We start from the raw sequence: 26341 nt of genomic DNA, 5'->3' as shown, positions 1-26341 counted from the left end.
CTAACTGATTGTTGTCTTACGGTTAGGCTTGAGGTGCGCACCAGCTACTTCTTTACCGTTTTTCAAGTCTTGATAAATCTTCTTACGGTCAATCTTGACAACTTCTTCTTTGATTTTGTATTCTTGCGGCAATAAATTGCCGTCTGAAACAATTGTCTTGTCACGATAATTGCGTGGCTTTAAGATATGGTTCTTAGTTTGCAGCTTCTTGATTTTTGCTTCATCCAAGATATTAGTCATGTACTCTTGCAAGTTATTAATTCTGTTTTGATTAAAGTGTTTCTGGTCAGTCAACTTTCTAATTTTTTCCGTTAAGAAATCGTCTTCTGCTCCACACTTTTCAATAACAGCTGCTAAGCTATCTAGCTTCTCTTCACGCGTCAATTCAAGTGAGTCAAGCGTATCTTTCATTGTTACTGAGTCGAGGTCGTCTCGGTCCATGACTTGCTTAATTGCATCGTTAATTTCAAAGAGCTTCATCATTGCCACCTGCCAATCTATCAACTAAACCTTTAACGCCCTCAAGATTTTCTAAAACTAAATTAGTTAGTTTCTTTTCGTGGGCAGCAACTAGATGATTCTTTAATTGCTTGAATTGCTCTGTATTTTGAAGCGCTTGTAGGTCTTGACGCGTCTGGTCATCAACTGACAGCTTGCTGAATTGCGTATCAACTAAGTCTCGTGCTTGATCATGAATTTTATCGACTAAGAAATTTTTATCAATCATTATTTGTCCTCCTTAACAGGCTTGGAATATGTATCCCATAAAGTATTTGCAAAATCATTATTTGTATATATGACACGTCCGCTATTAAATAAATATCTAAGTGCTTCTCTAAATTCTTTAAAGGTTACTGGCATAGCTTCATCTGTATCGTCTAAGAACCATTCATTATGGCATTTATACAGGTTTGTTTTACCAATTGTAAAAATTCGCTTTTCTTCGTATGGAATTGCCATGTCCCAAATTTTTTGCTTTATTTCAGTTTCACTGAAAAAATAATTAACAGCATCAAAATCAGCACAGGATAATTCCTTTTCAAATAATTCCGTCTTAGTAAAAGGTTCTGCATTACCTCCATCAAAATAAATTGTATTTTCAACAAAGTTAATTGACTTACCATCAGATGCCTCTAAAATTCTTTTTTCTTCGCTCATTTATAAGTCCTCCATATTCTGCCCATCAAAGAATTGCTCTGCGATGCCGTTCCAATAGTCATCATCAGCTGCATTCTCAACAAAATCTTCTATCATGTCTTTTGCGTTAGCGTAGTCAATACTCTGTGCAAATTCATCAGCTGTCCTAGACTGCTCTAACTGCTTGATTACAAATTCCTTACCGTCTGGATAATCACAATCTTTGTCGCCAAAGGTAACTAATTCGTCAAAAACGTCAAAGGCTGTCCATAGTTCTAAGCCGCGGTACTGGTCAATTGCTTCCTGTTGTCGCATCAGCTTCTGGGTCATCTGTTGCCCAGTTATACTTTTTGCTTCCATGTGTTATACTTTCTTTAGATTTATTATTTCTAAGTCGTTGATAGTCCTAATATCAACGGCTTTTTTGTTTTGTTCACCCGTCATTTTTCGTCACGCTTTAAAAAGTAAACTGCACTGATGAACATGCCAATTGCTGCAACTAACAAACTTGCACCCACATCTTCTAAGAAGCGTGTAAAATTCGTCAGCCACAATCTGTTAGCATCGTAGAAAGCAAACTCGATAATGCCCATTATCAGTAATGCCATTAATGCTTTAACTGCATCTTCTTTATCCTGTTTTACTTTAGGATTTTGATTAAATTTCATTTTTTATCTCCTTAAATTACTCTCGCATTCCAATCGATTTCGTGCCGATGGTCTTTCATCCATTGCTTTGCCTCATCTTCATGAATTCGAAAAGCTTTTCCTTTGCCAGGATGAATGTCTTCAACCCAGCTTGGCTTAAACTCATAAAAAATATTCTGCTTAATCCAGTCTGGCGTTTTTTTGACGTATTTTTTATTAAACTCGTTAAGATTAATAATTTGACCGGTAGCAGCTTCTACCATAGCTTTTCTGCGGCTTTGTAATTTAGCAATTACTTTTGCTTCCACAAGGTCAGCAATTTTATCGATAGACTTAGTTGACAATTCAACACTTATTGTTTCTTCCATTACTTTTCGCATCCTTTCTTAACTGCAAGTGATAAAATTTATTAGTACATGTAATTTTTAATATGAGGTCAATTATTATGAATGAAAGTGAATTTGAAGATTTACCTATACCTGAAAAATGTCCATATTGTTTAGAAAGACAAATTCCTAAAGAATGTTTTAGCAAGCCATATCCAGACTCTGCAGAAAATCTCATAAACATTTATGATGTAGATGATTTACCAGATATTTTTCGCGTATTTCAATGTCTTAAATGTAATAAATTTTTTATGCAAGTTTATACAATTGGTACAAATAATGAGGGCTACCTTAGCTACATTCCAACCGAATATGAATTAGCATTAGATAATATAGATATTGAAATTAATCAATCCATTAAGGACCTATCTCCAGATTTTGTTGAAATATATAGTGAAGCCTATCAAGCTGAACGATATGGTCTAAAAAGAATATGTGGTGTTGGATATCGTAAAGCTATTGAATTTTTGATAAAGGATTATGCGATTGATAACAATCCAATAGACACTCCCAAAATTTCTGAAATGGCTTTAGGTGCTGTTATAAATGAATATCTTTCTGACATTCCTAAGTTGAAAAATATGGCTAAAGTCGCAGCTTGGATAGGTAACGATGAGACTCATTACTTAAAACAACATCCCAGTAAAGATATTTCAGATATGAAACAATTTACCAAAGTAACTGTTATGTTTATTGAAGCCGAAATTTCTGCTCAAGAAACTCTTGTTGAGGCAAAAAATCCCACTTTTGCTGGTATTAAAGAAGATGCAGTTTCAGATAATGACTTACCTTTTTAAATTTTTTCTTTGTTCGTTAAACTTATCAAATGTATTTATTAGTTTTGATACAGCCTCAAATTGAACGTCGATTAATGTTTGTGAAAAATCTAAACGTTGATTTAAGTCTCTGACTTCGTACTCTAAAGACCTAATTTGTTTATCTTTTTGCTTTAAAACCTCTGAGTAGTCATTTGATGATTGCTCTTTTTTTCTGTTTTCATCTTCCATTTAAGCCAACTCCTTCTTAATTTCTGCCATCCCCTTATCGGTATACAGCCATTGCGGCACCTCTTTGTCCGAATTCATTGACTTTGATGCCGCCCATCTGCCATATTGGTTTTGACCAGGCTGCTCTGCTTTCAAGCCTAGCTTGTTAGCTGTGCGCCCAACCATGTTCGCGGAAACACCTAACTTGGCAGCAATTTGCCCAGCTGAGTACTCTTTCTGTTTCATAGTAGGCAAGGTCATCTCGCCAGTTAGGACCTTAGCGGCTTGTGCCAAAAGAATTTGTTTAGTTGTGTCAGAATTGACTTCATCTGCAATTTTCAGCAGTGTTCTTGCTTTTCTGGTTGCTGCATTGTCTTCCATAATTGAAAGCCTTCTTTGTTGAACTAGTGATGGCTCATCATTCTTGATTGCTACTCGCATGTTAAAGTAGTTATCGACTAACTGGTCGTATATATCCCACGCTTTGTCATCGTCTAAAATTTTCAATAGTTTTGCGTAACCACGTTCTGAAAGAAGATAGATATTATTTGAATTTGCAAATGACTGCTTATTAAATCCAAAACTCGATGGCTCAAACCCATTGAGTTTTTTTAAGTCAATTAAATCAAGGTTATCTTTAAATCTTTTGCGATTATCGTTAATTCTTCTATTGATTTCTCCGAGTGGCTGATTATGAATTTGTGCAATGTCCTTAACCAACATTGCTTTTTTGTCCTTGCCGAATCCGCCTTCAATTCCTGTGAATTCGAGCTTGCCGATATGTTCGGTACCTAACACTTTTAGTTCTTGCATTTTGTTTTTCCTTTCTAAAGCTTGTAATAATGAATTACTCCTAAAATAAAATTACTGGCTTTTTCTCCATCTCTTTTGCCGTTAATAAAATCTCCTGCCTCTTGTTTAGTTATTCCAAAAGTCTTGGCTAAATCAGATACATTAAATTCACTATTTTTGATGAAGTTTTGAACCAGCTCCCTCCCGGGATCAATTGTTAGCATAGTCTCACTTCCTTTCTAAATTTATGAAATCCCCTCCTACTTTTATGAGATAATTTCAATAGAAAGGAGGCAATTCAACATGGATATTTATGATAAAAAAGATAAATTGTTATTTAGCGCCGTTAACTTAGCCTGTAGTCAAATTACTGCCAACTCAAAATTTCTTAAAAAAGAAATTACCAGAAAAGATTGTATTAAACTGGTTGAGAATTACTGGCAAGATTTAATTGGCTTAAAAACTCCTGGGGAAACAAACGGCGGTTTTCCTGAAGAAATGCTAGCTAAAATCCCAACGGATGAAGAACTAAAGGATGACAATTTACCTTTCTAGTTTTCTGCGCCAAGTATCATACAAATCAATTGCTAATCTGATACTGTCAAAGCTATTGGTATAAAGAAGTCTAGCTATGGTTTCTCTTGCAAGCTGATCAAGTTTATATTCTGTTATGCCGTCAAAAGGACGTTTGTTATTCAATCGTCCTTTTTTATTGTTTTCCATTTATCTCACTTCCTTTCTTTGCTGAATTGATATTTACAATTTAGTAAGCAAAAAAGTAATAAAAAGTATTGCATTTTTTATAGCAAAGCTATAAAATTGGTGCATAAGAAATAAGGCGTTATGCAAGTCCCCACCTGTAAAAATCGCTATTTATTACTTATTTATGAATTACTTTTTTTATTACATTTTAGCTTACGATATAATAATAACAACTAAGCTGTAATAAGTCAACTATTTTTTACAGCTTTGCTATAATTATTTTTCGCAGCTCTATTTGAGGTGCTATAGAAATGACCGTTGTTTTTGATAATGTTAAAAAATTAGCCAAAAAATATGGCTATAGCTTACAGAAAGTTGCAGAAAAAGCTGGAATAGGTACTAATGCTATTTACGGCTGGAAGCGATATAATCCAAGCCCAGACAGCTTATCCAAAGTTGCTAAAGTATTACATACTACTCCAGAATATCTACAGGGCGTCAAGCCGACATCTAAAGATGATGAGCTTACTTGGCAAGATTTTGGTATGGCTTATGGTGGACGAATTCCTGATGATTTAAAAGACATGTACGATGCCTTGGCTGAACAATATGTTAAAAATCATCCTGAAGTTCTTAAGGATACGTTTGATGAAGAAGATGATGAACTAGATGATTGAAGTAATTGAGCCTGTAATGCAATGGCTAGATGACTATGCTAAACGTCATCGAATAAATTTGATTTGTGAGAGCGACTTAGGTCCATACGATGTTTCATACACCTACAGAATACCGCGTACAATTTACTTTAATGAAAATTGGCATTCTATAAAAGAAATGCCTTTTATATATGCTCATGAAATTTGGCATGCCATATGTAATAAAGAAGATTTGATCATTAATTGTAATCTTCAATCAAATATTGATGAAAACGAATGTAAAGCTAACCGTTTCGCAATTCGATTATTGCTTAAATATTGTAGACAGAATGATGTGAACATCAATTCGTCTTATGAGTTTGCACGTTCATTTGGTGTACCTAGTAAACTGCAATATCTTGTAGATGATATCTTTAAAAAAGAATTCGGCAAACATCAAAAAGCATTTTTTTAGTGTCTAAAAAAATAAGCGTATTAATTATTAACTTACTTTGATAAACTATGTTTGTAATTAATATTTTTCAAGGAGAAAAGTTATGAAAAAGAAAATATTTATATTAGCCACAGCTTTGTTGGCAGCTACATCATTGACAGCCTGCAGCAGCAATAACAACGATACTCAAGGGGGAACTAAAGTTTCTAAGTCTGCTCAGAAAAAAGCACAGCCAAAAATTAATTATTATAAAATTGGTGACACAGTTAAAGTAGGTAAAGTCGAATACACACTCAAATCTGCTAAAGCAGTTAGCGAGCGTAACGAATTTGCTGATACTAAACCAAAAAATGTTATTAAAATTGTTTATCATGTAAAAAATGATAGTAAAAAAGATTTGCCTATTGGTACGGATCTAAATGTTTACGGTCCAAGTAATACAAAATTAAAAAATTATCCTATTAATAACAATACCTTGGATTCGGTTGCAGCAGGTAAAGAAGCAAACGTTACAACGGGATTTGGTACAAAAAAACTCGGCACATTTGAATTACAATTTAAGTCATTAGTTGACTTTGAATCAAAAGCTGCAAAATTTAAGGTTACTATTAAATAATTAGTGTCCACAAAGCCAGCGACAGTAAACCTATGGCAATAGTTTTTAGGGGAGAAAGAATGAAGAAAAATCGTTTAGCAATTAATACGTGGACGGGAGTTCTTGATATTATCAATTGTGTATTATTTACATTATCCTGGTTCGTAATTTTTGGTTCTGCATTTTCTGATGCAATGAGTGGTACTCATAATACTTCTGGAATTGGTACGTTTTTCTATGCAATGGCATGGATTGGCGTGATTCTGAGCATTATAGCTTTAGTTTTATCAAAAAAGCATGATATTTCAATGGTAGGCTCAGTCCTAAGCTTAATCGGTAATGCACTATTTGGCTTTACTGCTGCACTTGCATTTCCTGCAATTGTAGTTTTAATTGTCGGCATTGTGTTTTTATTTTTACAGCACCCAGCAAAAAATAATTCTGCAGAAAATTAATTAACTATACTAAAAAACTCTCAAGAACGCCGCGACCAAACATTGTTCTTGAGAGCTGAATTAAATGTAAACAAAAGATGCTGAATTAGTATCAGTGCTTTTTGTTTACACTTAATTTTAACATATTTAAAGGAGTGATTTAAGTGGCTATATATAAGCGTGGCAAAACATGGACTGTGCAGGTATCCTGGTACATTCTTGATGCTAATTCTAAGACTGGGAAAAAGAAAAAATATAAAACTAAAGGTGGCTTTTTAACCAAAGCAGAAGCCAAAAAATGGGAAATTGAACAAATTTCTGCCAAAAATTCTAACCAAATCACCAATGCAAATCCGATATTCGTTGATTTTTTTTGGGACTGGGCTGCAACCTACCGACTTCCAGGAACAACCGATGCAACTAAAAGACGTTATACAAGTCAAACCAATATTTTAAGAAAATACTTTGGCCTAACTAAAATAAATAATATTAATCGCAATGATTATCAAAAATTCATTAATGATTATGGCGAAAATCATTCTAAGATTACAGTTAAGAAACTACATGGCGTAATCAAAGCATGCATTTCCGATGCACACGATGAAGGAATCGTGCCACAAAATTTCACTAATAGAATTAACGTTGTCTGGAATGACAAAAAAACACATCATATTGAATATTTGTCAATTGCTGAAATACAAGCTTTGATTGATGTCACTAAAAGCTCGTTAAATCATGAATTTACCACTCCATACATGATTTTAACTGCCATATATACAGGAATGCGACTTGGCGAAATTATGGCTCTAACATGGTCTGATATTGATGAGAAGAATCAGACAATCAATATCAACAAGTCCTATGATTATATTTCTCAAAAAATCAAAGCACCTAAAAATAGCAGTTCTAAAAGGACAATCTATATTTCAAAATCATTGATTAAAATTCTCAATAATCTAAAGCAAAATGACCACAAGTTTGTATTTGCTGAAAGTAATAATACGCTGCCAAGTAACAATGCTGTTAATCATGCACTCAGAGTTCGTATGAAAAAAGCAGGTATTAACAAAAAAGGATTCCATTTTCACAGTTTAAGACATTGCCACGTAGCATACTTAGTGGCTCATCATGTTGACTGGTATGAAATCAGCAAAAGACTTGGACATTCAAATATCGGTATTACTATGGATACGTATTCTTACATGATAGATGAAATGAAAGCCACCCAACAAAAAATATTAGCTCAAGCTTTAGATTCTATGGATAAACCACAAAAATTGCATTTAGCATAGCTTGGCTAACAATTGGCTAACATAGTAAGTTGAAAGTGTTAATTTATAAGGCTTTACCGCCATACTTCAATGACCCCGGTGAGATTCGAACTCACCTCTACGGTTTAGGAGACCATTGTTCTATCCAGATGAACTACGGGGCCATACAAAATTAACTTTACCAAATTTACGTGATAAAAGCCAATTTTTTTAGTAATTAATATTGCCTTGTATAATATGGTCGCGGACTGTTGGCATCGGCCAATTTATCTGCTGCAAACACGAACGGGGTCCAGATTGCCAAGGCAATCAACATGTTAACAATGCACAAGACCACGGCGCGCCAATCATAGTTGCAAGCTAAAAACGGCCCAATAATCGGCGGTAAAATTCCCGGGACAGCCGCTTGGACAGGATTAACTAGACCGAGCATGCTTACCCCATAAGAAAAGGCAACATTAACTAACGGTGCCACGATAAACGGGATAAAGTACACCGGATTAAGAACCACTGGCAGTCCCAACACGACTGGCTCATTAATGTTAAAAATTGCCGGCGCTAATGCCACTTTGGCAATTGTTCGGTAGTCGCTGCGTTTGGAAAAAAGCAAAATTGCAACTATCAGCATTAATGTTCCACCGGCACCACCAAACCAGGCAAACACGTCAAACGAACCGCGAACCCACAATAGTGGTGCAGGCTTACCATTACGCACAGCCGTAATATTAACATTCTGCGCCGTCAGCCAAATCGAATCTAGCATTGGCGCCATCACGCTTAAGCCATTAATCCCAAAGAACCAAAAGATTTGAACAAGCAAGGTTACGAGCATCACCATGCCGAAGCCTTGTCCCATCTTAACTAACGGCCACTGGATTGTATGTAATAACCAATTACCAAAGAAAGTACCGGTTACTGCTTGAAAAATAAAATTAATTGCACCAACCACAAAAATTGCAATCGTTGCCGGTACCAATGAGTCAAAAGCCCGTCGTTCCGCATAAGGTAGATTAGCCGACAAATGAATCATAATACGCGCTTTAACACAAAACGCATAAATTAAAACGCCAATCGTACCAAACAAAATTGCCGTAAAAATACCAGTAGTTGAAAACTGCTCAATGTCAAATGCATGTTGCATCACGACTTCATGACCTGCAACTTGGACTTTCGTCAAATTGGCAATGCTCATTGCTAAAGACGACAATGAAACTACGGCACCAGCAAGTGGGTCAACCTCTAAGATTTTGGCAAAATGATAACCTAGTGACAATGCTAAAAAGAGCGCAAATAAAGCAAATGTCCCGCGCCAAACCACATTACACATTAACGCTAGTGGCTGCATTGTCCATGCAAAAGTCTTCCAACCTAGATTGGTTTTAGCTACTGCAATCAAGCTTTTTATCAACACGGCGGCCGAACCCGCAATGGTAATTGGCATGACGGAGATAAACGCATCCCTTAGCGCCACAAGCCAACCCACTTGCCCAATTTTATTAGCTACTGGCAGCACATAGTCTTCCAGCCAAGCTACTAATCGACTCATTGTTTCCCCTTCTGCTTTAAATAATGTGGGTGATAACCCTTATTTTTATTTTGATGTTTTTTATGCTTTTTCTTTTTAATTGGTGCTGGCGCAGCAGCTTCTGCAGTAACTGCCTTTTTAGCCTTTTTCTTGCGTGGTAATTGCGTTACCAACTTAAAACCAGCAAAGTAAACCCGTTCTAAAGTGGTACCATCGCCCAAGAGCTTCTTCAAATCACGAAAATCATGGTCATCGCCAAGAGTTACTACATAGCCATTGGCTCCCATGCGACCTGTTCGACCAGCACGGTGTAAATACGTATTGATTTCACTCGGAATGTCAAAGTTAATGACATAAGTTACGCCAGGAATATCCAATCCGCGAGCGGCCAAATCAGTTGCTAGCAGCAATTTATTTTTTCCAATTTTCAAATCATGGAGTGCTTGCTCACGTTTTTCCTTACCAAACTCATTTGCCAATAGCGTAAATTTTGTTTTAGTATGAGCAAAAATTCCGGCAAAACGCATCATCGTTTGGTTAGAATCAAAGAATAAAATTCCCTTGAAGTGATCTAGCCGTGTCAGCCGCTGCACAAAGTCAATCTTATGCGCATTGTCAATTTGCAAGAAATAATTCTTAACAGTTGTTTCCTGCTGGCTGCGCACATCAATCAATAAGAATGTCCGCCCCAAAATTTCTTCGGCTTTTTGCGTGATTTCCGATTCCGTCGCACCAAATAACAAAATTTGCGCATCAGCGGTCATGTTTTGTCCTAAAGAGCTAAGTAGTTCCATCTTACTGAACTCTAAAATATCATCAGCTTCATCAATAACCAGCGTTTTAATCTGTTCTACCCTAATGCAATTACTGGAAAAGAAATCAAAAAAGCGTCCCGGCGTTGCAACGACAACTTCTGGGTGTTTCTTCTTTAAATTATCTTCCTGACGCTGCCGGTTGCCAGCACCAACTAAGCTAACCCCTTTTAAGCCTAAAGCATGGACAAAGGGATTAATCGCATGGCGGATCTGCACGGCTAATTCGGTCGTTGGTGCGATAATTACTAAGCTGTTGGACATTCCTTGCTTAACGCGCTCTAATGCTGGCAGTGCATAGGCCAGCGTTTTACCCGTTCCCGTTTTAGCTAACGCCACCACGCTAGCGCCGTTTAAAATCGCGTCACGTGTCTCTTTTTGAATTAACGTTGGCTGTTTCAAGCCTAATTTATTTAAAACTGTTTCAAATTCTTGCTTCATTATTGTATTAACTGCCCATATTTCTGTTTATATTGTGTTACCGTGCCGTTGTAAGCAAACATAGTAACACCACCGTCTTCCAACTCGCGGACATTTTTAACACGACCATTAGTCGAGTACCGCCAAAAAGTATATTGAAGTTTATTCGGCTCACGTTTGCTGGTTATAATAAACGAGACGTCAGCTGGAAAATACTTTTTGTACTTAATCGGCAAGTCAACCATCACCCGCTTACCAATGTTAAGCAATAGCTGCGTGAATTGTGCCATCTGTTTAATATAGACCAATCGCTGTTCGCTTACTGCTGGCTCAACCATAATTGGCAAACTGCCCGTGTTTAAGCCGACTTTTTTCATAAAATAAGTATAGTGCTGCTGGGGTGTCGACTCATCACTATACGCCACACTTGTGCCAAAAGCTAACTTAGTTCCCAAAATTTGGTCACGATAAGCCAAGTAGTCATCATCAAAAAATGACCGTCCCTGCGTGCTGCGTAAATAAACAAACGAGATTCCGTTTGCCTGTAATTCATGCATTGCAACATAACCATAATTCTGATTAAGTTCCACACCAATTGCATTTGAATTAGCATCTGGCGGCAATGTCGTCTGCCTTTTCAAATTAAATAACCCATTAAACAAAAGCGTAATCGCAATTGCCAGCATCAGCAAAATCGCCGGTAGTGTATACTTGTGATGAAATCGCTTCATTTAATTCTCCATTATTACCACAACGACATCAATTATACCAACACTCTAATTATAAGCGAACAAACAAAATTTTGATAATTTTACCTCAAAAAATAAGCGATTAACTTAAAAAAGTTAATCGCTCGTTTAGTTTAAAATTTCCAATTACAATTCAACAAGATAAACTGGCTTTTGGCCATTCAAAACTCGCTTAATATCGGTCATACTGTGCTCAATCATGTTCTTAACTGACGTCTTAGTATAGTAAGCTGAGTGCGGTGTAATGACAACATTTGGCATCTTGGCTAATTCTTGGTAAGTCTTTGGCAATTCAGAAATATCATCAAATTTCTTCATAAAGAAATCATTTTCTTCTGTCAAAACATCCAAGGCAGCACCGGCAATTTCATGATTCTTTAAAGCATCTACTAGGTCTTCAGTGTTAATGAGCGGCCCACGGGCATCATTAATAATAATTGCCGTGTCCTTCATTTGCTTAAATTGCTCGGCACTAATCATATTAACAATTGATGGGTCAAGTGGCGTATGCAAAGTCAGAATATCTGATTCCTTAATAACTGTGTCAAAGTCAGTGTATTCCAAGAAAGCCTCGTTAGCTGGGTTTTCAATTAAATCATTACCGATAACTCTAGCGCCCAAGGCACTGAAAATTTCAGCAGTTGCCGTACCAATTCGACCTAGACCGATAATTCCGACTGTCTTATTGTAGATTTCGTCACTCATCAGGTTTTCTTCACGAACAAAGTTCAGGTCGCGCTTTTCATTTTGAAGGATTTGACCCCAGTTACGAAGCAAATACATGGCAGAAGTCAGCGTGTTTTCAGCAACAGCTCTTGGTGAGTAAGCCGGTGTATTAGTGACAAACAAGTTATATTTGTGGACATAGTCCCAGTTAATAATATTGTAGCCCACTGACCGCAAAGCCAATTGTTTAATGCCAAAAGAAGCTAATTTCTTATAGACTACTTCTTGGTCAATATCGACAACTTGCATCATACTGACACAATCAAAGCCCTTGGCCATGTCAACTGTTGACGCATCCAAAATCTCCTCGCTTGTTTCCAAATCGTCTTCAGGGTGATTTTTGCGCCATTTATCAACGTAAACCATTTGCTCAGGTGTCATATTATATAGTAAAACTTTCATTAGGATAAATCCTCCTTTAAACAAAAAATCTTTGCTTATATTTTAACTAATATTAGCAAAGAATTAAAGTTTTATTTTAGAATTTATTTAAATCTATATTAAATTTATTTTTACTTATTAACCTCAAATGTTTTTTGCATATCAGTATGCCAATTGAAATAAAAGTTCAAACCAAACGCAATAACTAGTAACAGTAGTGATACCATCATAATTTCTTTAATACCTGCATGAAAAATCGCCCGCATTGTCGGCAATAATCGTGCCGATAGCAATTTTGCCGTTTTAGCATCACTTAACTCATTCATCATATGCATTGTAATACCGGTATGCTGCTGGACACCGCGTGCTAACGCCATGTTCATAATAACGCCGTACACAGCCGACATCACTGTTTGCGCCAAAATTCTAATTAAATAAGAAGTTGACGTCGCTGTTGCCATGTTGGTCATCCCCGCATCTACCTGCACTTTAACTTGCAGCGCGACAAAGATAAAGCCAACACCAATTCCAGAAAACGCACAAACAAAGGTCAACCATTGCAGCGGCGTTTGCAAGCCAGCCAAAAACATCCCGCCAACTGAAATCATGATGCTAATAATCCCAATTAATACCAGCGTAAACGTGCGCACCCGATCACTAATAAAGGAAACACTCTGCGACGCGGTAATATCAACAATTGAATTCGGTACCAAGGTCACGCCACCAACAAGCGCTGTGGTACCTAAGAGCGCTTGAGCCCACATTGGCAAGTAAGTATTGACAGCCAAATATGCGCCCCAAGTAAACGCAAAAAGTAAGAAATCACCATCTAACGCCTTATTTTTGAAAATCGACAAGGGAATAATTGGATTGGTAGCCCGCTTTTCTCGCCATAAAAAGCCACCAATGAAAATTAAACTAACTGCAACCAATAATGTAACAACTAAGTTACTGGTCAATCCTAGAAGCTGAATTCCCATTAAAAACGTTAATAAGCCCAGCGCCAATAATAATGCACCAGAAAAATCAAACTTACGGGTAGATTTGGGCGTTATCGGTCGGAAATACAGCATACTCAAGATAACCGCAATAATTCCAATTGGTACATTCAGGTAAAAGACCCAGTGCCATGACATCGTGTCAATAATGGTACCACCAACGAGCGGTCCCATAATCGCAGCCACGTTGAAACTCGCGGTTAAATAGCCCAAAATTCGCGTCCGCGTTTTAATATTTGGATAAATATAACCGACAATGATGTACGGCAAGGATCCCATACCACCGGCACCAATGCCCATGACCAAACGGGCAACTAGAAAGAAGAAAATATTCGGTGCCAGGCCTTCAAAAATAGAGCCGATAATGAACAGTACCAATGATATTTCAAACGCCAACTTATTAGTAATTTTTTCACCAATTTTAGTCCACAAGGGAATCGAAATCGACATCCCTAATAGAAAGATGGCAACAATCCACCCCATAAATTGAATCCCATGCAAGGCGGCAACAATTGCTGGTATCGCGGTGTTAATCACCGTACCATCCAGCCCCGACATAATATTGCCAAGCATCAGCGCCAGCGTGACATATTTAATCTGCTTTTTAGTCATTCTTGCTCCTCAAAATTAAATCACATAAAAAGTCCTACCACGTTGCAGTGATAGGGACTTATTTTTCTTGTTTCAATTATGAAGCTATCTGCTAAAAAAGCAAGAGGGATAGACTTAGTTTTTGAATTAAATTTAGTATGCCCGTCGGCCTTTTTTATAAACGGCCTTATCTTCCTGAGCAACTGCTTTAATATCTGCTAGTGGATCAACATCCAAAACCAAAAAGTCAGCGTATTTACCAACTGCTAGCGTGCCATATTCGTCATCGATTTTCATAAGTTTGGCGGAATTGACACTAGTTTGCAAAGCTTCAAAATTGCTAAAGCCATCATCAGCTAGTAATTGTAATTCCACAGGAGTCTTAGAAAAGCCGTTAAATGTTGTCCCAGCATCTGTACCCAATGTTATTTTGACGCCGCGGTCCTTAGCGTGAGCAATATTCTTACGCAAATCAGCTAATGCCTTCTTCGCCTTGTTCATTTCCCAGTCAGGGGCAATTCCAACCGCATATTCTGGAAAGGCCCAAGCTGCAATAATTGTTGGTGTCAGGTACGTGCCCTTTTCGAGCATCAAATCAATGGCTTCATCATTGACATAAAAGCCATGTTCAATCGAATCTACACCGGCTTCAATTGCATTCATAATGCCGGCAATACCTTCGGCATGAGCCGCAACCGTAATTCCTTTATGGTGTGCTTCTTCAACTGCCGCCTTAATTTCGGCAACATTAAGTTGAGGATCATCCATAAAGTCGCGTTCAGTCATGATGCCGCCAGTTGCCATCACCTTGATTACCTTAGCACCACGCTTCAGTCCTTGCCGAACTGCCTTGCGCATTTCATCAGGAGAATCAACAACATAGCCAAAGTTGGGAATATCACCGTGTCCGCCAGTCATCGAATATGGGCGCCCTGATGGCATCACTTCAGGTACATTGGTGATTTTGCCTTCATTAATCATCTTAGCAATTGTCAAATCAATGTCAAAAGTTGAACCGCACTCACGCACATACGTAACACCAGACTTCAGCATTTCATGCAGGTGCTGAACAGAATCAACTGTTGTTTCCACCACGTTAAAGTCAGTTACGCCACGCGGATCTGTTGGGTCCATCACCATATGGTCGTGACAGTTAATCAGTCCCGGCATAACGTACTTTCCTTGTAAATCAACTACTTTATCAGCCTGTGGCGCATTACCGCTGCCTAAAGCAGTGATTTTACCGGTTTGCTCATCAACTTCCAGCCAAGAATTTGGCTGAATACTATCTTGCTCACCATCGTATAAATTTAAATTTTGGTATAGAACTTTCATAATGTTCTCCTTTAGTTTTATTAAATAAAACCATTTTATGCTCTTTTAAGCACGAGGACAACTTCAATTTAAAAACGTATTGCTTCCTTAATATGCACGCAAGCCCTTCTTGTAGACGGCCTTATCTTTTTGAACAACTGCTGTAATATCAGCTAACGGATTTTTATCTAAAACCAAGAAGTCTGCGTATTTGCCGGCTTCCAAAGTACCGTATTCATCATCAATCTTCATTAACTTGGCATCATTTAAACTTGTCTCTAGGGCTTCGAAGTTAGTAAAACCTTGCTCAACTAATAACGGTAATTCCTGCGGTGTCATCGTAAAGTCGTTGAATGGCGTGCCGGCATCTGTACCCAAAGTAATCTTGACACCAGCGTTCTTTGCCTTAGTAATATTGCCGCGCAAATCTTTCCAAGCTGCCGAGATTTTAGCCATTTCCCAGTCAGGAATCTTGCCGGGAGCGTACTCAATAAAGGCCCAAGCACCAACAATTGTTGGCGTTAAGTACGTACCCTTTTCCAGCATCAATTTAATTTCTTCGTCATTAACGTAAAAGCCGTGTTCAATTGAGTCCACACCTGCCTTAATCGCATTCAAAATCCCCGGATTGCCTTCAGCGTGGGCCGCAACTATTAATCCCTTGTGGTGCGCTTCCTCAACTGCCACATGCATCTCAGCTTCACTTAATTGGGGTTGATCTAATGCATCATGCTCAGTCATTACGCCACCAGTAGCCATCAGCTTAATTGCCTCAGCTCCATCTTTAATTCCTTGACGGACAGCTTTGCGCATTTCATCAGGAGAGTCAACTAAATGAGCAAAATTTGGCATATCACCATGCCCACCAGTCATTGAATAGGCTTTTCCAGATGGCAAAATTTCTGGTACCCTGGTTAATTTACCCTCTCTAATTAGCTTAGTTAGTGTAATATCAACATTATAGGTACTGCCACATTCACGAATATAAGTGACGCCAGACTTCAGCAAATCATGCAAATGTTGAACAGCACGAACTGTCGATTCAACCACATCAGCAGATGGATCTCCATCATAAGTTAATGGATCATCATTAATATGCGTGTGGCAATTCATTAATCCAGGAATAACATACTTGCTTCCTAAGTCAACCGTTTTATCAGCCTGCGGTAATTGTCCCGCGCCTGTTTGGATAATTTTGCCCGTTTTATCATCTACCAGCAAATAATTATCCGCCTTAATTTCATTATCTTTGCCATTAAATAAATTAATATTGGTAAAAATTGTTCTACTCATCAAAATGCCTCCTATTTTGGCAATTAAAAAGCACCCGTCCTAATTTAAGGACGAGTGCTCGTGTTACCACCTTTAATTTGTTTACCATTTACACGGCAAACCTCACTAGCTATCTAACAATAGCTTGCATTGCTAACGGCTGCAGCACCGCTGCTGACTAACTATCGCCAGCAGTCATCAATTCGAAGCCCATGTTCACTACCGTTTGCCTAACGACTTTCACCATAACATCGCTTCTCTTTTAAGACTCACAAATAATTACTCTGCTTTTCAAGATGTTTTACTTTTATTTGTAATTAATTTATCATCATTATTTAATGATGTCAACTAAAAAATCGAATTACCACTTACTGTCTTTTTATCTTCAACATTATGCTCAATCACATCCCAGTGCTCCTGCAATTTTCCGCTCGCAATCCTATAAATATCACACACCTTATTGACGTGCCCATTTTTGAGCGTACATTTGAAAAACACCTGCACAATATTTTCGTCACTAGTTACTGCAAGCATCTCAATTTTAGGATTAAACTGCCAAAATTGTTTAATAAATGCGATAAAACCGCTCTTTTTATCGGCAACTTCTGGACTATGCTGGCGATAATCGTCAGCCATATAATCGTCTAAATTACTTAAATCGCGATTAGTAAAAACCTCATTGTAAAATTTTTTGATTAATTCTTTATTTGACATACTTTTCCTCCATCTGACTTTACTCAAATATTGTACTAAGTATTATTCTTATTCGTAAGCACTTTTTAAATTTGAAACAAAAAGCTACGTTAATTTTTCAAAAATCTGGCAAAATAAGTTCAAAATTATAGAAATATTTTGCTATAATTAATTCAAAGATGAATAAAGCTAAAGGGCGGTGGCTGTTTAATTCCAAGGAGATGGTTGCCTATGGAGACATGGAGCAAATTATTGAAAGGAAAAATAGCCGATGAGTGTTTACGAAGCATTAATGCTGATGTTTACATTCGGTATGTTTATACTTGCGGTGTTGTCATATATCGACAAGCATGACAAAAAATAAGTGTACTAAAAAAGCCGTCCGATACCTTTTGGCGAAGATTACGACGACTTCTTTAGTCTAATATAATTATGCCACCGCCTTTGAAGCGGAAACATCTTTTAAGAGCCAAGTTCCAGCTTGGCTCTTTTCTTTATACGATTATTTTAGCATATTCATATTTGAAAATGAAATTTTACGCTAACCTAACCTAACATTATATTTTATGTATATCTTATTTTAAGTACTCCCGCTAAAATTGCTAAGCCATTAAAAAGTCCTCTCAGACTATAGTGAGAGGGCTTTTTTATCTAATTAAGTTTAATATGCTCGTCGTCCCTTCTTATAAACGGCTTTATCCTCTTGGGCAACTGCTTTAATATCATCTAATGGATTACCGTCAAGTACCAAAAAGTCAGCGTACTTACCTTCAGCCAAAGTACCATATTCATCGTCAATCTTCATCAATTGTGCAGAATGGACGCTAGTCCTCAATGCTTCATAATTGGTAAAGCCTTGCTCTGCCAACAATTGTAGTTCAATCGGAGTCATTGAAAAATCGTTAAATGGCGTCCCGGCATCAGTACCCAAAGTAATCTTAACGCCACGCTCCTTAGCGTGGGTAATGTTCTTACGCAAATCACCAAGTGCATCACTAGCCTTCTTGATTTCCCAATCAGGAACCTTACCTTCAGCGTAAGTCGGAAAGGCCCAATCAGCAACAACTGTTGGTGTTAAATAAGTTCCTTGCTTTAGCATCAAATCAATTTCTTCATCATTAACGTAAAAGCCGTGTTCAATCGAATCAACACCAGCCTTAATGGCATTCATGATCCCCGGATTACCTTCAGCATGAGCAGCAACAATCAGGCCCTTGTGGTGAGCTTCTTCAACAGCCGCATGAATCTCGGCAACACTCAATTGAGGATCGGTCATAAAGTCGTTCTGGGTCATAACACCACCTGTGGCCATTACTTTGATGGACTTAGCGCCTTTCTTTAGTCCTTGACGGACAGCTTTGCGCATTTCATCTGGTGAATCTACTAGGTGACCAAAATTTGGCATGTCGCCATGACCACCAGTCATTGAATATGGCCGCCCTGATGGCATAACTTCTGGGACCCTAGTAATTTTACCTTCATCAATCATGTGAGCAATTGTAATGTCAACATCATAAGTCGATCCACACTCACGAACATAAGTAACACCAGACTTCAACATCGTATGCAAGTTTTTAACAGAATTAACAGTCGTACGGACAACATCAGTTGCCGTACCACCAGTTGGGTCATCTGGGTCCATAATCATGTGATCATGGCAGTTAATCAATCCTGGCATGACATATTTACCTGCCAAATCAACTGTCTTGTCCGCAGTCGGCGCAGTTTCTGTTCCCAATGCCGTAATTTTGCCAGTTTCATCATCAACAACCAAATAACTATTTGTGGTGACTTTTTCCTGTTCACCATCATAAAGATTCATATTTGTATATGCGGTTTTAGTCATTTAAAAGACCTCCTAAAAATTCGTTTTTAATTATTTGACCAATTTACCATTCTGGTAAACTTGCTTATCTTCTTGAGCAACTGCCTTAATATTCTCCAGTGGATTTTCTCTCAGAACAAGGAAGTTAGCCTTCTTGCCAGCAGCCAAACTACCATAATCTTCACTTAATTGGATTAATTCAGCAGCATACTTGGTTGCACCTAGCAAGGCTTGAAGCGGTGTTGCACCAACTTCAACAAGCAATTGCATTTCTGTAGTTGTACCATTGTCAAAACGATTAAATGGTGTGCCAGCATCAGTACCAACAACTACACGGACACCTTTTTTGATTGCTTTGCCAACATTTTCAAAAAAGTCCTTCTTAACTTTTACGTTTTTGGCAATCATGTAATCAGGAATCGAACCCTGAGGTGCATCAAAAATACATTGACAGGCATTCAAAGTTGGTACTAAGCAGGTCCCTTGCTTAATCATCAAATCCATCTGTTGCTCATCAACGTAAATTCCATGCTCGATTGAGTCAACACCGGCTTCAAGCGATAATTGAATACCACGATTACCCTGAGCATGAGAAGCTACTGTCATATGCTTAGAGTGTGCCTCTTCAACTGCTACGTTTAATTCCTCAGCACTTAACTCGGTATCATCAACACGATCGGTTGGTGACATAACCCCACCAGTAGCCATGACCTTAATGTTTTTCGCACCATGCTTAAATTCTTCCCGCACGCCTTGACGCATATCAGCACCACAGTTTGTCAAATGTCCCCAAACTTCTTTACCATCATCACCTTCTGGGAAGTCACCATGACCACCCAAAATACTCATTGGTCTACCGGAAGGTACAATTTCAGGACCTACAACTCGCCCTTGGTGCATTAACTTCATTAACTTAATATCTGTATCACTGACAGCACCACAATCGCGAATTGCCACAACCCCACTGCGCAATAAAATCTTCAAATTCTTAATTGCATTAACGGTTGCTTCTGTTTCCGATAAATAGGCGGTATGGTTATCCAGTGGATCCATCATGATATGCGTGTGAGCATTAATCAAGCCCGGAATCACGTACTGTCCTTGCAAATCGACCTTTTCATCGGCAGCAGGTGCTGGGCCTTTACCACTAGCTCCCACTAATCCTTCGTCATTTACTAGTAACCATGCGTTATTTTGCATTTCTTCATTTTCTGCATCAAACAAATTACAGTTTGTATATAAAGTTGTCATCCTTTACTCCTCATTACACTTTTATTTATTTTTTAATTTAATGATTATATTTTATGATTATTTTTAATATTTTACAACATGATTTTTGAAAAAGTTGTTGCTAAATCTAAATTTATCTTTTATAATCAATTTCATACAAATTTAATTTATTTTTTAGGAGTGATTAATTTATGAATCCAGCAATGTACGCTGCACTTTCCTTTGCAGTAGTGATGTTATTTATTATGATTGGTGAGTGGGTTTCCTCACTGACTAATGCGTATGTGCCATCAGTCTTTATTACGGCCGTCTTGTTCGCCATTGGATATTGGACATTTTTACCAAAAGACGTTGTCGCCAAAGCATCGTTTGGTCCTGATTTCGCTAACATTTGTATTTCATTGCTGCTTGTTCACCTTGGTACTCTAATGAACTTAAAGGAATTAATCCAGCAGTGGAAAGCCGTTTGTATCTCATTGTTGGGAGTTGCTGGGACATTGCTGTTAACCTTAACGATTGGCACCAAAATCTTTGACTGGCATACAGTTATCGCTGCTGTACCACCATTAACTGGGGGACTTGTTTCCGCATTACTCATGACTAACGGTCTAAAAGCCGTTGGCATTACTTCTTTAGTCGCATTGCCGATCGCCATGTTTGTCATGCACTCAGTTGTTGGTTATCCATTAACAGCTTGGATGCTTAAGCGTGAAGGTCGCCGAGTTGCTGGTGAATATCAAAAAGGCAATATTAAAAAGCCAATTTCTGTTGAAGAAGAAAAAGAAGAAACTGGTAAAAAATCCGGCTTCAAGTTGCCAAAACAATATCACACTGCTGCTTTTATTTTAGTCAAAGTTGGTATCGTTGCATTACTGGCAAATTGGTTCTCTTTCTGGTTGAAATCTTCATTTAATGTTGACCTAAATGCTAATGTCGTCTGCCTAATCTTCGGTGTTATCGCCCACCAATTAGGGTTCCTTGAAGACAGCGCATTAAACAAAGCCAATGTTTTCCAATGGTTAATGTACGGTTTGCTTGCTTACATCTTCTCTCAATTAAGCATCACTACTCCACAAATCATTGGTCAAGTTTTCGTACAAATTATCGTCTTAATGCTGCTAGGGATCTTGGGCATGTTCATCGCATCTGCTATTCTTTCTAAGCCATTTGGCATGAGTCCCGAAATGGCCTTTGCGTGTTCACTCACGGCTCTTTTCGGTTTCCCAGCTGACTACATTTTAACAACCGAAATTTGCCATAATGTTGCTAAGGATAAGGATGAAGAAGCAGTCTTAGTTGATCAAATCCTGCCCAAAATGCTCGTCGGCGGTTTTGCGACCGTATCGGTTGCTTCCGTCATCATCGCGTCTATTTTCTTGAAGCTATTATAAAAAAACTAAACACCAATTTATTAAAAACGTCTTTCCACATAACTATGAAAAGACGTTTTTTAGTACAAATTATTCAATTTTAAAATGATAATACCCTGAACTCATCTGCTTTAATGCTACAGTTGTAGAGTCAATATTGAGCTGTCTAGCAGTTGTCAACAGCTGAAATTGCCCATCAGAATCAATCAACTTCGATGCTGTTTGGTGAAAGCCATTCTGCTCATAAAAATGCAGCCGGCGGACACGCTGACAATAATTCTTAGCTGTTTTGATTACCGGCTCAATGTCCAGCGTTAATTGCCGCTCAGGAAATCGCGCCCTAAGCTGCTGTAAAACACGCGTACCATAACCTCGATTGCGCAAGTCAGGACTGATCGCTAAATATACTACATAAACAGTTTGTGCACTAACAACATAGTAAATCAGACCGCAAAACTCGTTATTGTCATAAAACGCTTGAAAATGCACACATTGATGCAAAGCCATCAAGTTTAACTGCCACAGCGAAAAGCGTTCCCACTTAGGAAAAGCTGCTAAATATAATTTTTTAGCTTCGCGATACGAATGACTAGAATAAATTGCTGCCTTAAAAATTAAAATAATATCATCTTCTTTTCCACTTAAAAGTCATTACCTGTTAATAGTAGCGCTATTTATGCATAAGTTAACTATTTTCTCTGAAATAAACATAGTCATTTTAGTCAAAACGCTCTAAATACCTATTAATGCTAGATTTATGAAAGCTATAATTCGCCAGCCTATTTGCAATATTTAAAATAAATTACCAATTAATTAAACTTTTTAAAATTAACTAGTTCACTAAGTAAAAATTTATGATAAGATTGTTTTTAGTTATTTCAAAGGAGAATCTATGAAAAAATTAGAACAAATCCATTATCAAAAATTTATTTTTCCCTTAGCGGTGGGGCTAATTATCTGGCTAACTACTGCAATCAGACCCGACGGCGTTAGTGCCCCAGCCTGGAAGATGTTAGCCATCTTCGTTGCGACAATTTTAGGTTGTATTACTCAGCCATTACCCATTGCTGGCGTTACGTTACTTGGTTTTACCTTCACTATTTGTACCGGACTAGTCCCATTAGCTGACCAAGTAGTTAATGGCAAAATAATTGCTAAAGGCGCGATTGATGCTTTCAGTAATTCTTCAGCATGGCTAGTAGCTATGGCCTTCATGATCTCACGCGGAATTGTTAAGACTGGCTTAGGTCGTCGCATTGCCCTTTACTTTGTTAAGTGGTTTGGCAAAAAGTCACTTGGTCTTGGTTACGCTATTGGAGCAATCGATCTGATTGTTTCCCCTGCAACCCCTTCAAATGCAGCACGTGCTGGCGGTGTTGTTTATCCGTTAATTCAGTCCCTAGCTGATGCCTTTGAGTCTAAGCCTAACGACCCTTCCAGAAAAAGGATGGGTGCGTACTTAACCTTCACGGAATTTCAAGTTAATATTATTACTTCCTCACTGTTTATGACAGCCTGTGCTCCGAACTTAATTGCAGTGTCACTAGCTGGTAAAGCAGGGGTCACGATGAGTTGGATGGGCTGGCTCTTAGCAAGTATTGTCCCCGCAGCAATTTGTTTAGCTGTTGTCCCGTACTTCATCTATAAGATGTATCCACCCACTGTTAAAGAAACACCCGATGCCAAAAAATGGGCCAATAAACAGTTGGCTAAATTAGGTAAATTTACAATGCCGGAAATTACGATGTGTATAATTTTCTTAATTACTTTGTTATTGTGGATGCTCTCTAGCAGCTTACATATTGATGCTACACTGATTGCCTTTATTTCAGTTTCCTTATTGTTGTTAGCTGGTGTGCTAACGCCCAATGATCTATTACACGAAACTGGTGCCTGGAATATTTTAATTTGGCTATCAATTCTTGTCTTTATGGCAGAAAAATTAACTCAGTTTGGCTTTATCGGTTGGATTTCTAATAGTATCGCTAACAGCTTAAAGGGTATCAACTGGCTCTTAGTCTTGATCATTTTAGCCCTAGTTTTGTTCTATACTCACTACTTATTTGCTAGTGCTACAGCTCACAACTCGGCAATGTACCTGCCTTTGTTAACAGTTGCTATCGCCGCTGGCGCTCCTAAAGCAGTTGCAGCCCAATTTTTAGCCATGTTTTCAGCAATTATGGGCTCAACCACGCATTACTCTAGTCCTGCCGCTTCCGTTCTTGCCGCTTCTGGTTACGTTAAGCAAGACGAATGGTGGAAGATGAGCTTTATCTTTGGTCTTTTCTACATTCTGGTATACACCATCATCGGCTTAGGCTGGATGAAAGTAATCGGGATGTGGTAATTTAAAATTTTAAGTATATTAAAAGCGACTGCTCACAATTATGTGAACAATCGCTTTTTTAGAATTATCAAAGAATAAAATTGTCATAAATGCCTTTATCAGCTATCAGGTCAACAATATCAAAATCAGTTAGGTCAATAGTTTCACCGCACTGCTCATCAAACAGCTCATGGTATCTAGCAAAGAGCTTCCATTCCTTAAACCACTTTTGACAATTCATTAATTAGCTAACGCCACCAATATCTTCATTAATACCCTTACTCTTCCCCTTAACCAGATAAATAATTTGTTTACCCGCAACATAATAGACTAAGCCGCAAAATTTTTCATGATAATAAAGCGTCTTAAACTGGACGCGCTTGTGCAGCGCCATCAAATTAAGCTGCCACAACGAAAATCGTTTCCATTTGAGAAAATGCGACCCAATATAATCTTTTGTCTTCACGGTACTCATGATTAGGATATATAACAGATTTAGAAATTAAAATAATATCAACCTTCCTTTTGGATTGCAGTAATTGCGGCAAATTCCGATTGTAATTTTGGCAGTAAATCGCGGTAAATTTTGAATAATTGCTGATACTTAGGTAAATTAGCGGGTGTTGGCAAAAACTTGTCTTGCACATCGTGCTGCTGTGCTGCATCTTTAAATGCAGTAATCTTCTGCACGGCTTTGAGCCCAACAATATTCGCTCCCAAGCAAGATGATTCAACATCAGCAGGTACGATAACGGGATATTCGAGAATATCTGCTAAGATTTGACACCATAATTTTGATTTTACCAAGCCCCCAGCTGCAAGTACAACATCTGGCTGCCCAACAACTTTTTCAAGAATTTGCAAAACATGCTTCAGGTTGTAAGCAATGCCTTCAAGCACGGCCCGGATCATATCACTCCGGTCGTGCACTTGACCCAAGCCGAAAAAAGCGCCGCGAGCATTGGCATCCCACAGCGGTGCTCGTTCACCACCTAAAAATGGATAAAAGATTAAGCCATGAGCACCAGCGGGAGATTGAGCTGCCAATGAACTCGCTTGCTCGTATGGCAAGTTACTTCCCTGCGGCAACAAGTTTCTAACCGCCCATTCATATACGCTGCCACCGCTGTTAACTGAACCGCCAACTACGTAATGCTTACTGTCGAGCAGATAACAGAATGTCCTTGCATGTTCATCAAGTACGGTATGGTCGGTAATCACTCGCAGTGCACCAGAAGTGCCGACAGTCAGTGCCATCACACCCTGTTCAGTTGCTCCCAAGCCAACGTTGGATAAAGCACCATCAAATGCTCCCTGAATAAAAGTGACATCTTCAGGACAGCCAATTAAGCTGGCATACTTAGGCTTAAGCTTAGGCAATTTTTGGTACACATCAACAATTGGTGGCAGCTGCTTGGCCGTAATTCCAGCAGTCTGCAGAGCAACTTCATCCCAAGCTAAATCTCTTATGTTAAACAAACCTGTGCAACTAGCAACCGACATATCCATTTGCCAAGCGCCAAATAAATGGTAAATAACATATTCCTTAATGCCGCAGTAATAAGCAGCTTTTTGAAAAATCTCTGGCTCTTCGCGCTTCAACCACATTATTTTAGCCAATAACGACATGGGATGGATGGGCGTTCCCGTATTTTGATAAATCTTCTTCCCCAGCGGCGTTGCCTTTAACTCTGCCGCATACTTCGCTGAACGGGTGTCGGCCCAAGTCTGCAACCGCGTTAATGAATGAAAATCCTTGTCTAAGGCAATCAGACTTTGATTAGCACTGGAAAAAGCGATACATGCCAAATTGTCATTCTGAAAATTCACTTTGGTCATGACCGCACGCAAAACCTCGGCAACCGCATTCAAAATATCTGCCTGATTTTCTTCTGCCATACCCGTCTCATCGCGAAACAACTTGTAACCCTGATGACTGCTGGCAACCACCTGATTGTCATGGTATAGCAGCGCCTTAGTGCTTGTCGTACCAATATCAATTCCAATTGAATAATCCACAATTTCCTCCTGTGTCGCTATTGCTCTTCTTTTAAGTATAACGCGTAATTG

33 protein-coding genes, 1 tRNA gene and 1 other annotated feature are annotated in these 26341 nt (G+C 38.3%); of the genes, 9 read left to right on the top strand and 25 right to left on the bottom strand.

Annotation, left to right across the window (positions count from 1 at the left end; all coding sequences use genetic code 11):
- The 6 genes from PT287_RS07660 to PT287_RS07635 form a co-directional block, all read right to left on the bottom strand.
- Positions 1-480 (bottom strand): siphovirus Gp157 family protein, encoded by a 480-nt coding sequence (locus tag PT287_RS07660; protein ID WP_277133901.1) that lies wholly within the window; start codon positions 478-480, stop codon positions 1-3.
- Complete coding sequence (locus tag PT287_RS07655; protein ID WP_277133899.1) at positions 467-727, bottom strand: hypothetical protein; 261 nt, start codon at positions 725-727, stop codon at positions 467-469. The genes PT287_RS07660 and PT287_RS07655 overlap by 14 nt, the downstream gene beginning before the upstream one ends.
- On the bottom strand, positions 727-1158 hold the full coding sequence (locus PT287_RS07650; RefSeq protein ID WP_277133896.1) for a hypothetical protein: 432 nt from the start codon (positions 1156-1158) through the stop codon (positions 727-729). Before PT287_RS07650 ends, PT287_RS07655 begins: the two co-directional genes overlap by 1 nt.
- Entirely contained in the window at positions 1159-1497 is a 339-nt protein-coding gene (locus tag PT287_RS07645) for a hypothetical protein (RefSeq protein ID WP_277133894.1), read from the bottom strand.
- A gap of 80 nt (positions 1498-1577) precedes the next feature.
- Entirely contained in the window at positions 1578-1805 is a 228-nt protein-coding gene (locus PT287_RS07640; protein WP_277133891.1) for a hypothetical protein, read from the bottom strand.
- 11 nt (positions 1806-1816) lie between these two features.
- Positions 1817-2152, bottom strand: a complete 336-nt coding sequence (locus tag PT287_RS07635; RefSeq protein ID WP_277133889.1) for a hypothetical protein — start codon at positions 2150-2152, stop codon at positions 1817-1819.
- Positions 2153-2229: 77 nt separating this feature from the next.
- Here PT287_RS07635 and PT287_RS07630 point away from each other — a divergent pair, with 77 nt between their 5' ends.
- Positions 2230-2967: a DUF4145 domain-containing protein gene (locus PT287_RS07630; RefSeq protein WP_277133886.1), complete on the top strand. Its 738-nt coding sequence runs from the start codon at positions 2230-2232 to the stop codon at positions 2965-2967.
- On the opposite strand, the gene PT287_RS07625 is transcribed toward PT287_RS07630, so the two are convergent.
- The 3 genes from PT287_RS07625 to PT287_RS07615 are packed head-to-tail and all read right to left on the bottom strand — an operon-like array spanning position 2956 to position 4172.
- A complete protein-coding gene (locus PT287_RS07625; protein ID WP_277133883.1) occupies positions 2956-3177 on the bottom strand; it encodes a hypothetical protein in 222 nt (73 codons plus the stop codon). The two genes, PT287_RS07630 and PT287_RS07625, sit on opposite strands and share 12 nt — an antisense overlap.
- Positions 3178-3969, bottom strand: a complete 792-nt coding sequence (locus PT287_RS07620) for an ORF6N domain-containing protein (protein ID WP_277133881.1) — start codon at positions 3967-3969, stop codon at positions 3178-3180.
- Positions 3970-3983: 14 nt separating this feature from the next.
- A complete protein-coding gene (locus PT287_RS07615; protein WP_277133880.1) occupies positions 3984-4172 on the bottom strand; it encodes an XRE family transcriptional regulator in 189 nt (62 codons plus the stop codon).
- 79 nt (positions 4173-4251) lie between these two features.
- Between PT287_RS07615 and PT287_RS07610 the strand changes: the two genes are divergently transcribed.
- Positions 4252-4503 (top strand): hypothetical protein, encoded by a 252-nt coding sequence (locus PT287_RS07610; RefSeq protein ID WP_277133879.1) that lies wholly within the window; start codon positions 4252-4254, stop codon positions 4501-4503.
- On the opposite strand, the gene PT287_RS07605 is transcribed toward PT287_RS07610, so the two are convergent.
- The gene (locus PT287_RS07605; protein WP_277133877.1) at positions 4492-4671 is read right to left on the bottom strand and encodes a hypothetical protein; all 180 of its coding nucleotides are present in this window, start codon (positions 4669-4671) and stop codon (positions 4492-4494) included. The two genes, PT287_RS07610 and PT287_RS07605, sit on opposite strands and share 12 nt — an antisense overlap.
- Before the next feature lie 290 nt (positions 4672-4961).
- Between PT287_RS07605 and PT287_RS07600 the strand changes: the two genes are divergently transcribed.
- From PT287_RS07600 to PT287_RS10100, 5 genes are all read left to right on the top strand, one after another.
- Positions 4962-5327 carry a helix-turn-helix transcriptional regulator gene (locus PT287_RS07600; RefSeq protein WP_277133876.1) on the top strand — a complete coding sequence of 122 codons (366 nt, stop codon included), beginning with the start codon at positions 4962-4964 and terminating at the stop codon, positions 5325-5327.
- Entirely contained in the window at positions 5320-5760 is a 441-nt protein-coding gene (locus PT287_RS07595; protein WP_277133875.1) for an ImmA/IrrE family metallo-endopeptidase, read from the top strand. The genes PT287_RS07600 and PT287_RS07595 overlap by 8 nt, the downstream gene beginning before the upstream one ends.
- An 82-nt stretch (positions 5761-5842) precedes the next feature.
- A complete protein-coding gene (locus PT287_RS07590) occupies positions 5843-6355 on the top strand; it encodes a hypothetical protein (RefSeq protein ID WP_277133874.1) in 513 nt (170 codons plus the stop codon).
- 59 nt (positions 6356-6414) lie between these two features.
- Positions 6415-6789: a transporter gene (locus PT287_RS07585; RefSeq protein ID WP_277133872.1), complete on the top strand. Its 375-nt coding sequence runs from the start codon at positions 6415-6417 to the stop codon at positions 6787-6789.
- A gap of 143 nt (positions 6790-6932) precedes the next feature.
- The gene (locus PT287_RS10100) at positions 6933-8060 is read left to right on the top strand and encodes a site-specific integrase (protein ID WP_277133871.1); all 1128 of its coding nucleotides are present in this window, start codon (positions 6933-6935) and stop codon (positions 8058-8060) included.
- 70 nt (positions 8061-8130) lie between these two features.
- On the opposite strand, the gene PT287_RS07575 is transcribed toward PT287_RS10100, so the two are convergent.
- The 11 genes from PT287_RS07575 to PT287_RS07525 form a co-directional block, all read right to left on the bottom strand.
- Positions 8131-8203, bottom strand: a tRNA-Arg gene (locus PT287_RS07575).
- 53 nt (positions 8204-8256) lie between these two features.
- Positions 8257-9585, bottom strand: coding sequence for a PTS transporter subunit EIIC (locus PT287_RS07570; protein ID WP_277133870.1), 1329 nt, complete (start codon positions 9583-9585; stop codon positions 8257-8259).
- Positions 9582-10820: a DEAD/DEAH box helicase gene (locus PT287_RS07565; protein WP_277133975.1), complete on the bottom strand. Its 1239-nt coding sequence runs from the start codon at positions 10818-10820 to the stop codon at positions 9582-9584. Before PT287_RS07565 ends, PT287_RS07570 begins: the two co-directional genes overlap by 4 nt.
- Positions 10817-11527: a lysozyme gene (locus PT287_RS07560; RefSeq protein WP_277133868.1), complete on the bottom strand. Its 711-nt coding sequence runs from the start codon at positions 11525-11527 to the stop codon at positions 10817-10819. Before PT287_RS07560 ends, PT287_RS07565 begins: the two co-directional genes overlap by 4 nt.
- Before the next feature lie 144 nt (positions 11528-11671).
- Complete coding sequence (locus PT287_RS07555; RefSeq protein ID WP_277133866.1) at positions 11672-12673, bottom strand: D-2-hydroxyacid dehydrogenase; 1002 nt, start codon at positions 12671-12673, stop codon at positions 11672-11674.
- 110 nt (positions 12674-12783) lie between these two features.
- Positions 12784-14262 (bottom strand): MFS transporter, encoded by a 1479-nt coding sequence (locus PT287_RS07550; RefSeq protein ID WP_277133864.1) that lies wholly within the window; start codon positions 14260-14262, stop codon positions 12784-12786.
- Positions 14263-14394: 132 nt separating this feature from the next.
- The gene (locus tag PT287_RS07545; RefSeq protein WP_277133863.1) at positions 14395-15576 is read right to left on the bottom strand and encodes an amidohydrolase family protein; all 1182 of its coding nucleotides are present in this window, start codon (positions 15574-15576) and stop codon (positions 14395-14397) included.
- Between the two features lie 87 nt (positions 15577-15663).
- Positions 15664-16848: an amidohydrolase family protein gene (locus PT287_RS07540; protein ID WP_277133861.1), complete on the bottom strand. Its 1185-nt coding sequence runs from the start codon at positions 16846-16848 to the stop codon at positions 15664-15666.
- Between the two features lie 43 nt (positions 16849-16891).
- Positions 16892-17131: a binding site (T-box leader), on the bottom strand.
- Between the two features lie 44 nt (positions 17132-17175).
- The gene (locus PT287_RS07535; protein ID WP_277133859.1) at positions 17176-17541 is read right to left on the bottom strand and encodes an ester cyclase; all 366 of its coding nucleotides are present in this window, start codon (positions 17539-17541) and stop codon (positions 17176-17178) included.
- 640 nt (positions 17542-18181) lie between these two features.
- Positions 18182-19366, bottom strand: a complete 1185-nt coding sequence (locus PT287_RS07530; RefSeq protein WP_277133858.1) for an amidohydrolase family protein — start codon at positions 19364-19366, stop codon at positions 18182-18184.
- A gap of 30 nt (positions 19367-19396) precedes the next feature.
- Positions 19397-20596 (bottom strand): amidohydrolase family protein, encoded by a 1200-nt coding sequence (locus tag PT287_RS07525; RefSeq protein WP_277133856.1) that lies wholly within the window; start codon positions 20594-20596, stop codon positions 19397-19399.
- Between the two features lie 182 nt (positions 20597-20778).
- Between PT287_RS07525 and PT287_RS07520 the strand changes: the two genes are divergently transcribed.
- The gene (locus PT287_RS07520) at positions 20779-21966 is read left to right on the top strand and encodes a hypothetical protein (protein WP_277133973.1); all 1188 of its coding nucleotides are present in this window, start codon (positions 20779-20781) and stop codon (positions 21964-21966) included.
- A 69-nt stretch (positions 21967-22035) separates the two neighbouring features.
- On the opposite strand, the gene PT287_RS07515 is transcribed toward PT287_RS07520, so the two are convergent.
- Positions 22036-22545, bottom strand: a complete 510-nt coding sequence (locus PT287_RS07515) for a GNAT family N-acetyltransferase (RefSeq protein WP_277133971.1) — start codon at positions 22543-22545, stop codon at positions 22036-22038.
- Between the two features lie 292 nt (positions 22546-22837).
- On the opposite strand from PT287_RS07515, the gene PT287_RS07510 reads away from it, so the two are divergent.
- Entirely contained in the window at positions 22838-24292 is a 1455-nt protein-coding gene (locus PT287_RS07510; protein ID WP_277133854.1) for a DASS family sodium-coupled anion symporter, read from the top strand.
- Positions 24293-24359: 67 nt separating this feature from the next.
- Here PT287_RS07510 and PT287_RS07505 read toward each other — a convergent pair whose 3' ends face one another.
- From PT287_RS07505 to PT287_RS07495, 3 genes are read right to left on the bottom strand one after another with little or no spacing between them, the layout of a single operon-like run.
- Positions 24360-24512 carry a hypothetical protein gene (locus tag PT287_RS07505; RefSeq protein WP_277133852.1) on the bottom strand — a complete coding sequence of 51 codons (153 nt, stop codon included), beginning with the start codon at positions 24510-24512 and terminating at the stop codon, positions 24360-24362.
- A gap of 3 nt (positions 24513-24515) precedes the next feature.
- Positions 24516-24737 carry a hypothetical protein gene (locus PT287_RS07500; RefSeq protein WP_277133849.1) on the bottom strand — a complete coding sequence of 74 codons (222 nt, stop codon included), beginning with the start codon at positions 24735-24737 and terminating at the stop codon, positions 24516-24518.
- Positions 24738-24784: 47 nt separating this feature from the next.
- Entirely contained in the window at positions 24785-26290 is a 1506-nt protein-coding gene (locus PT287_RS07495) for a gluconokinase (RefSeq protein ID WP_277133846.1), read from the bottom strand.
- Positions 26291-26341 lie beyond the last annotated feature (51 nt).

It is taken from the genome of Lactobacillus sp. ESL0679 (genome assembly GCF_029433515.1).
GTDB lineage: Bacteria > Bacillota > Bacilli > Lactobacillales > Lactobacillaceae > Lactobacillus.
The sequence above is the reverse complement of the archived record's forward strand: the minus strand, read 5'-3'. Positions and strand labels throughout refer to the sequence as shown.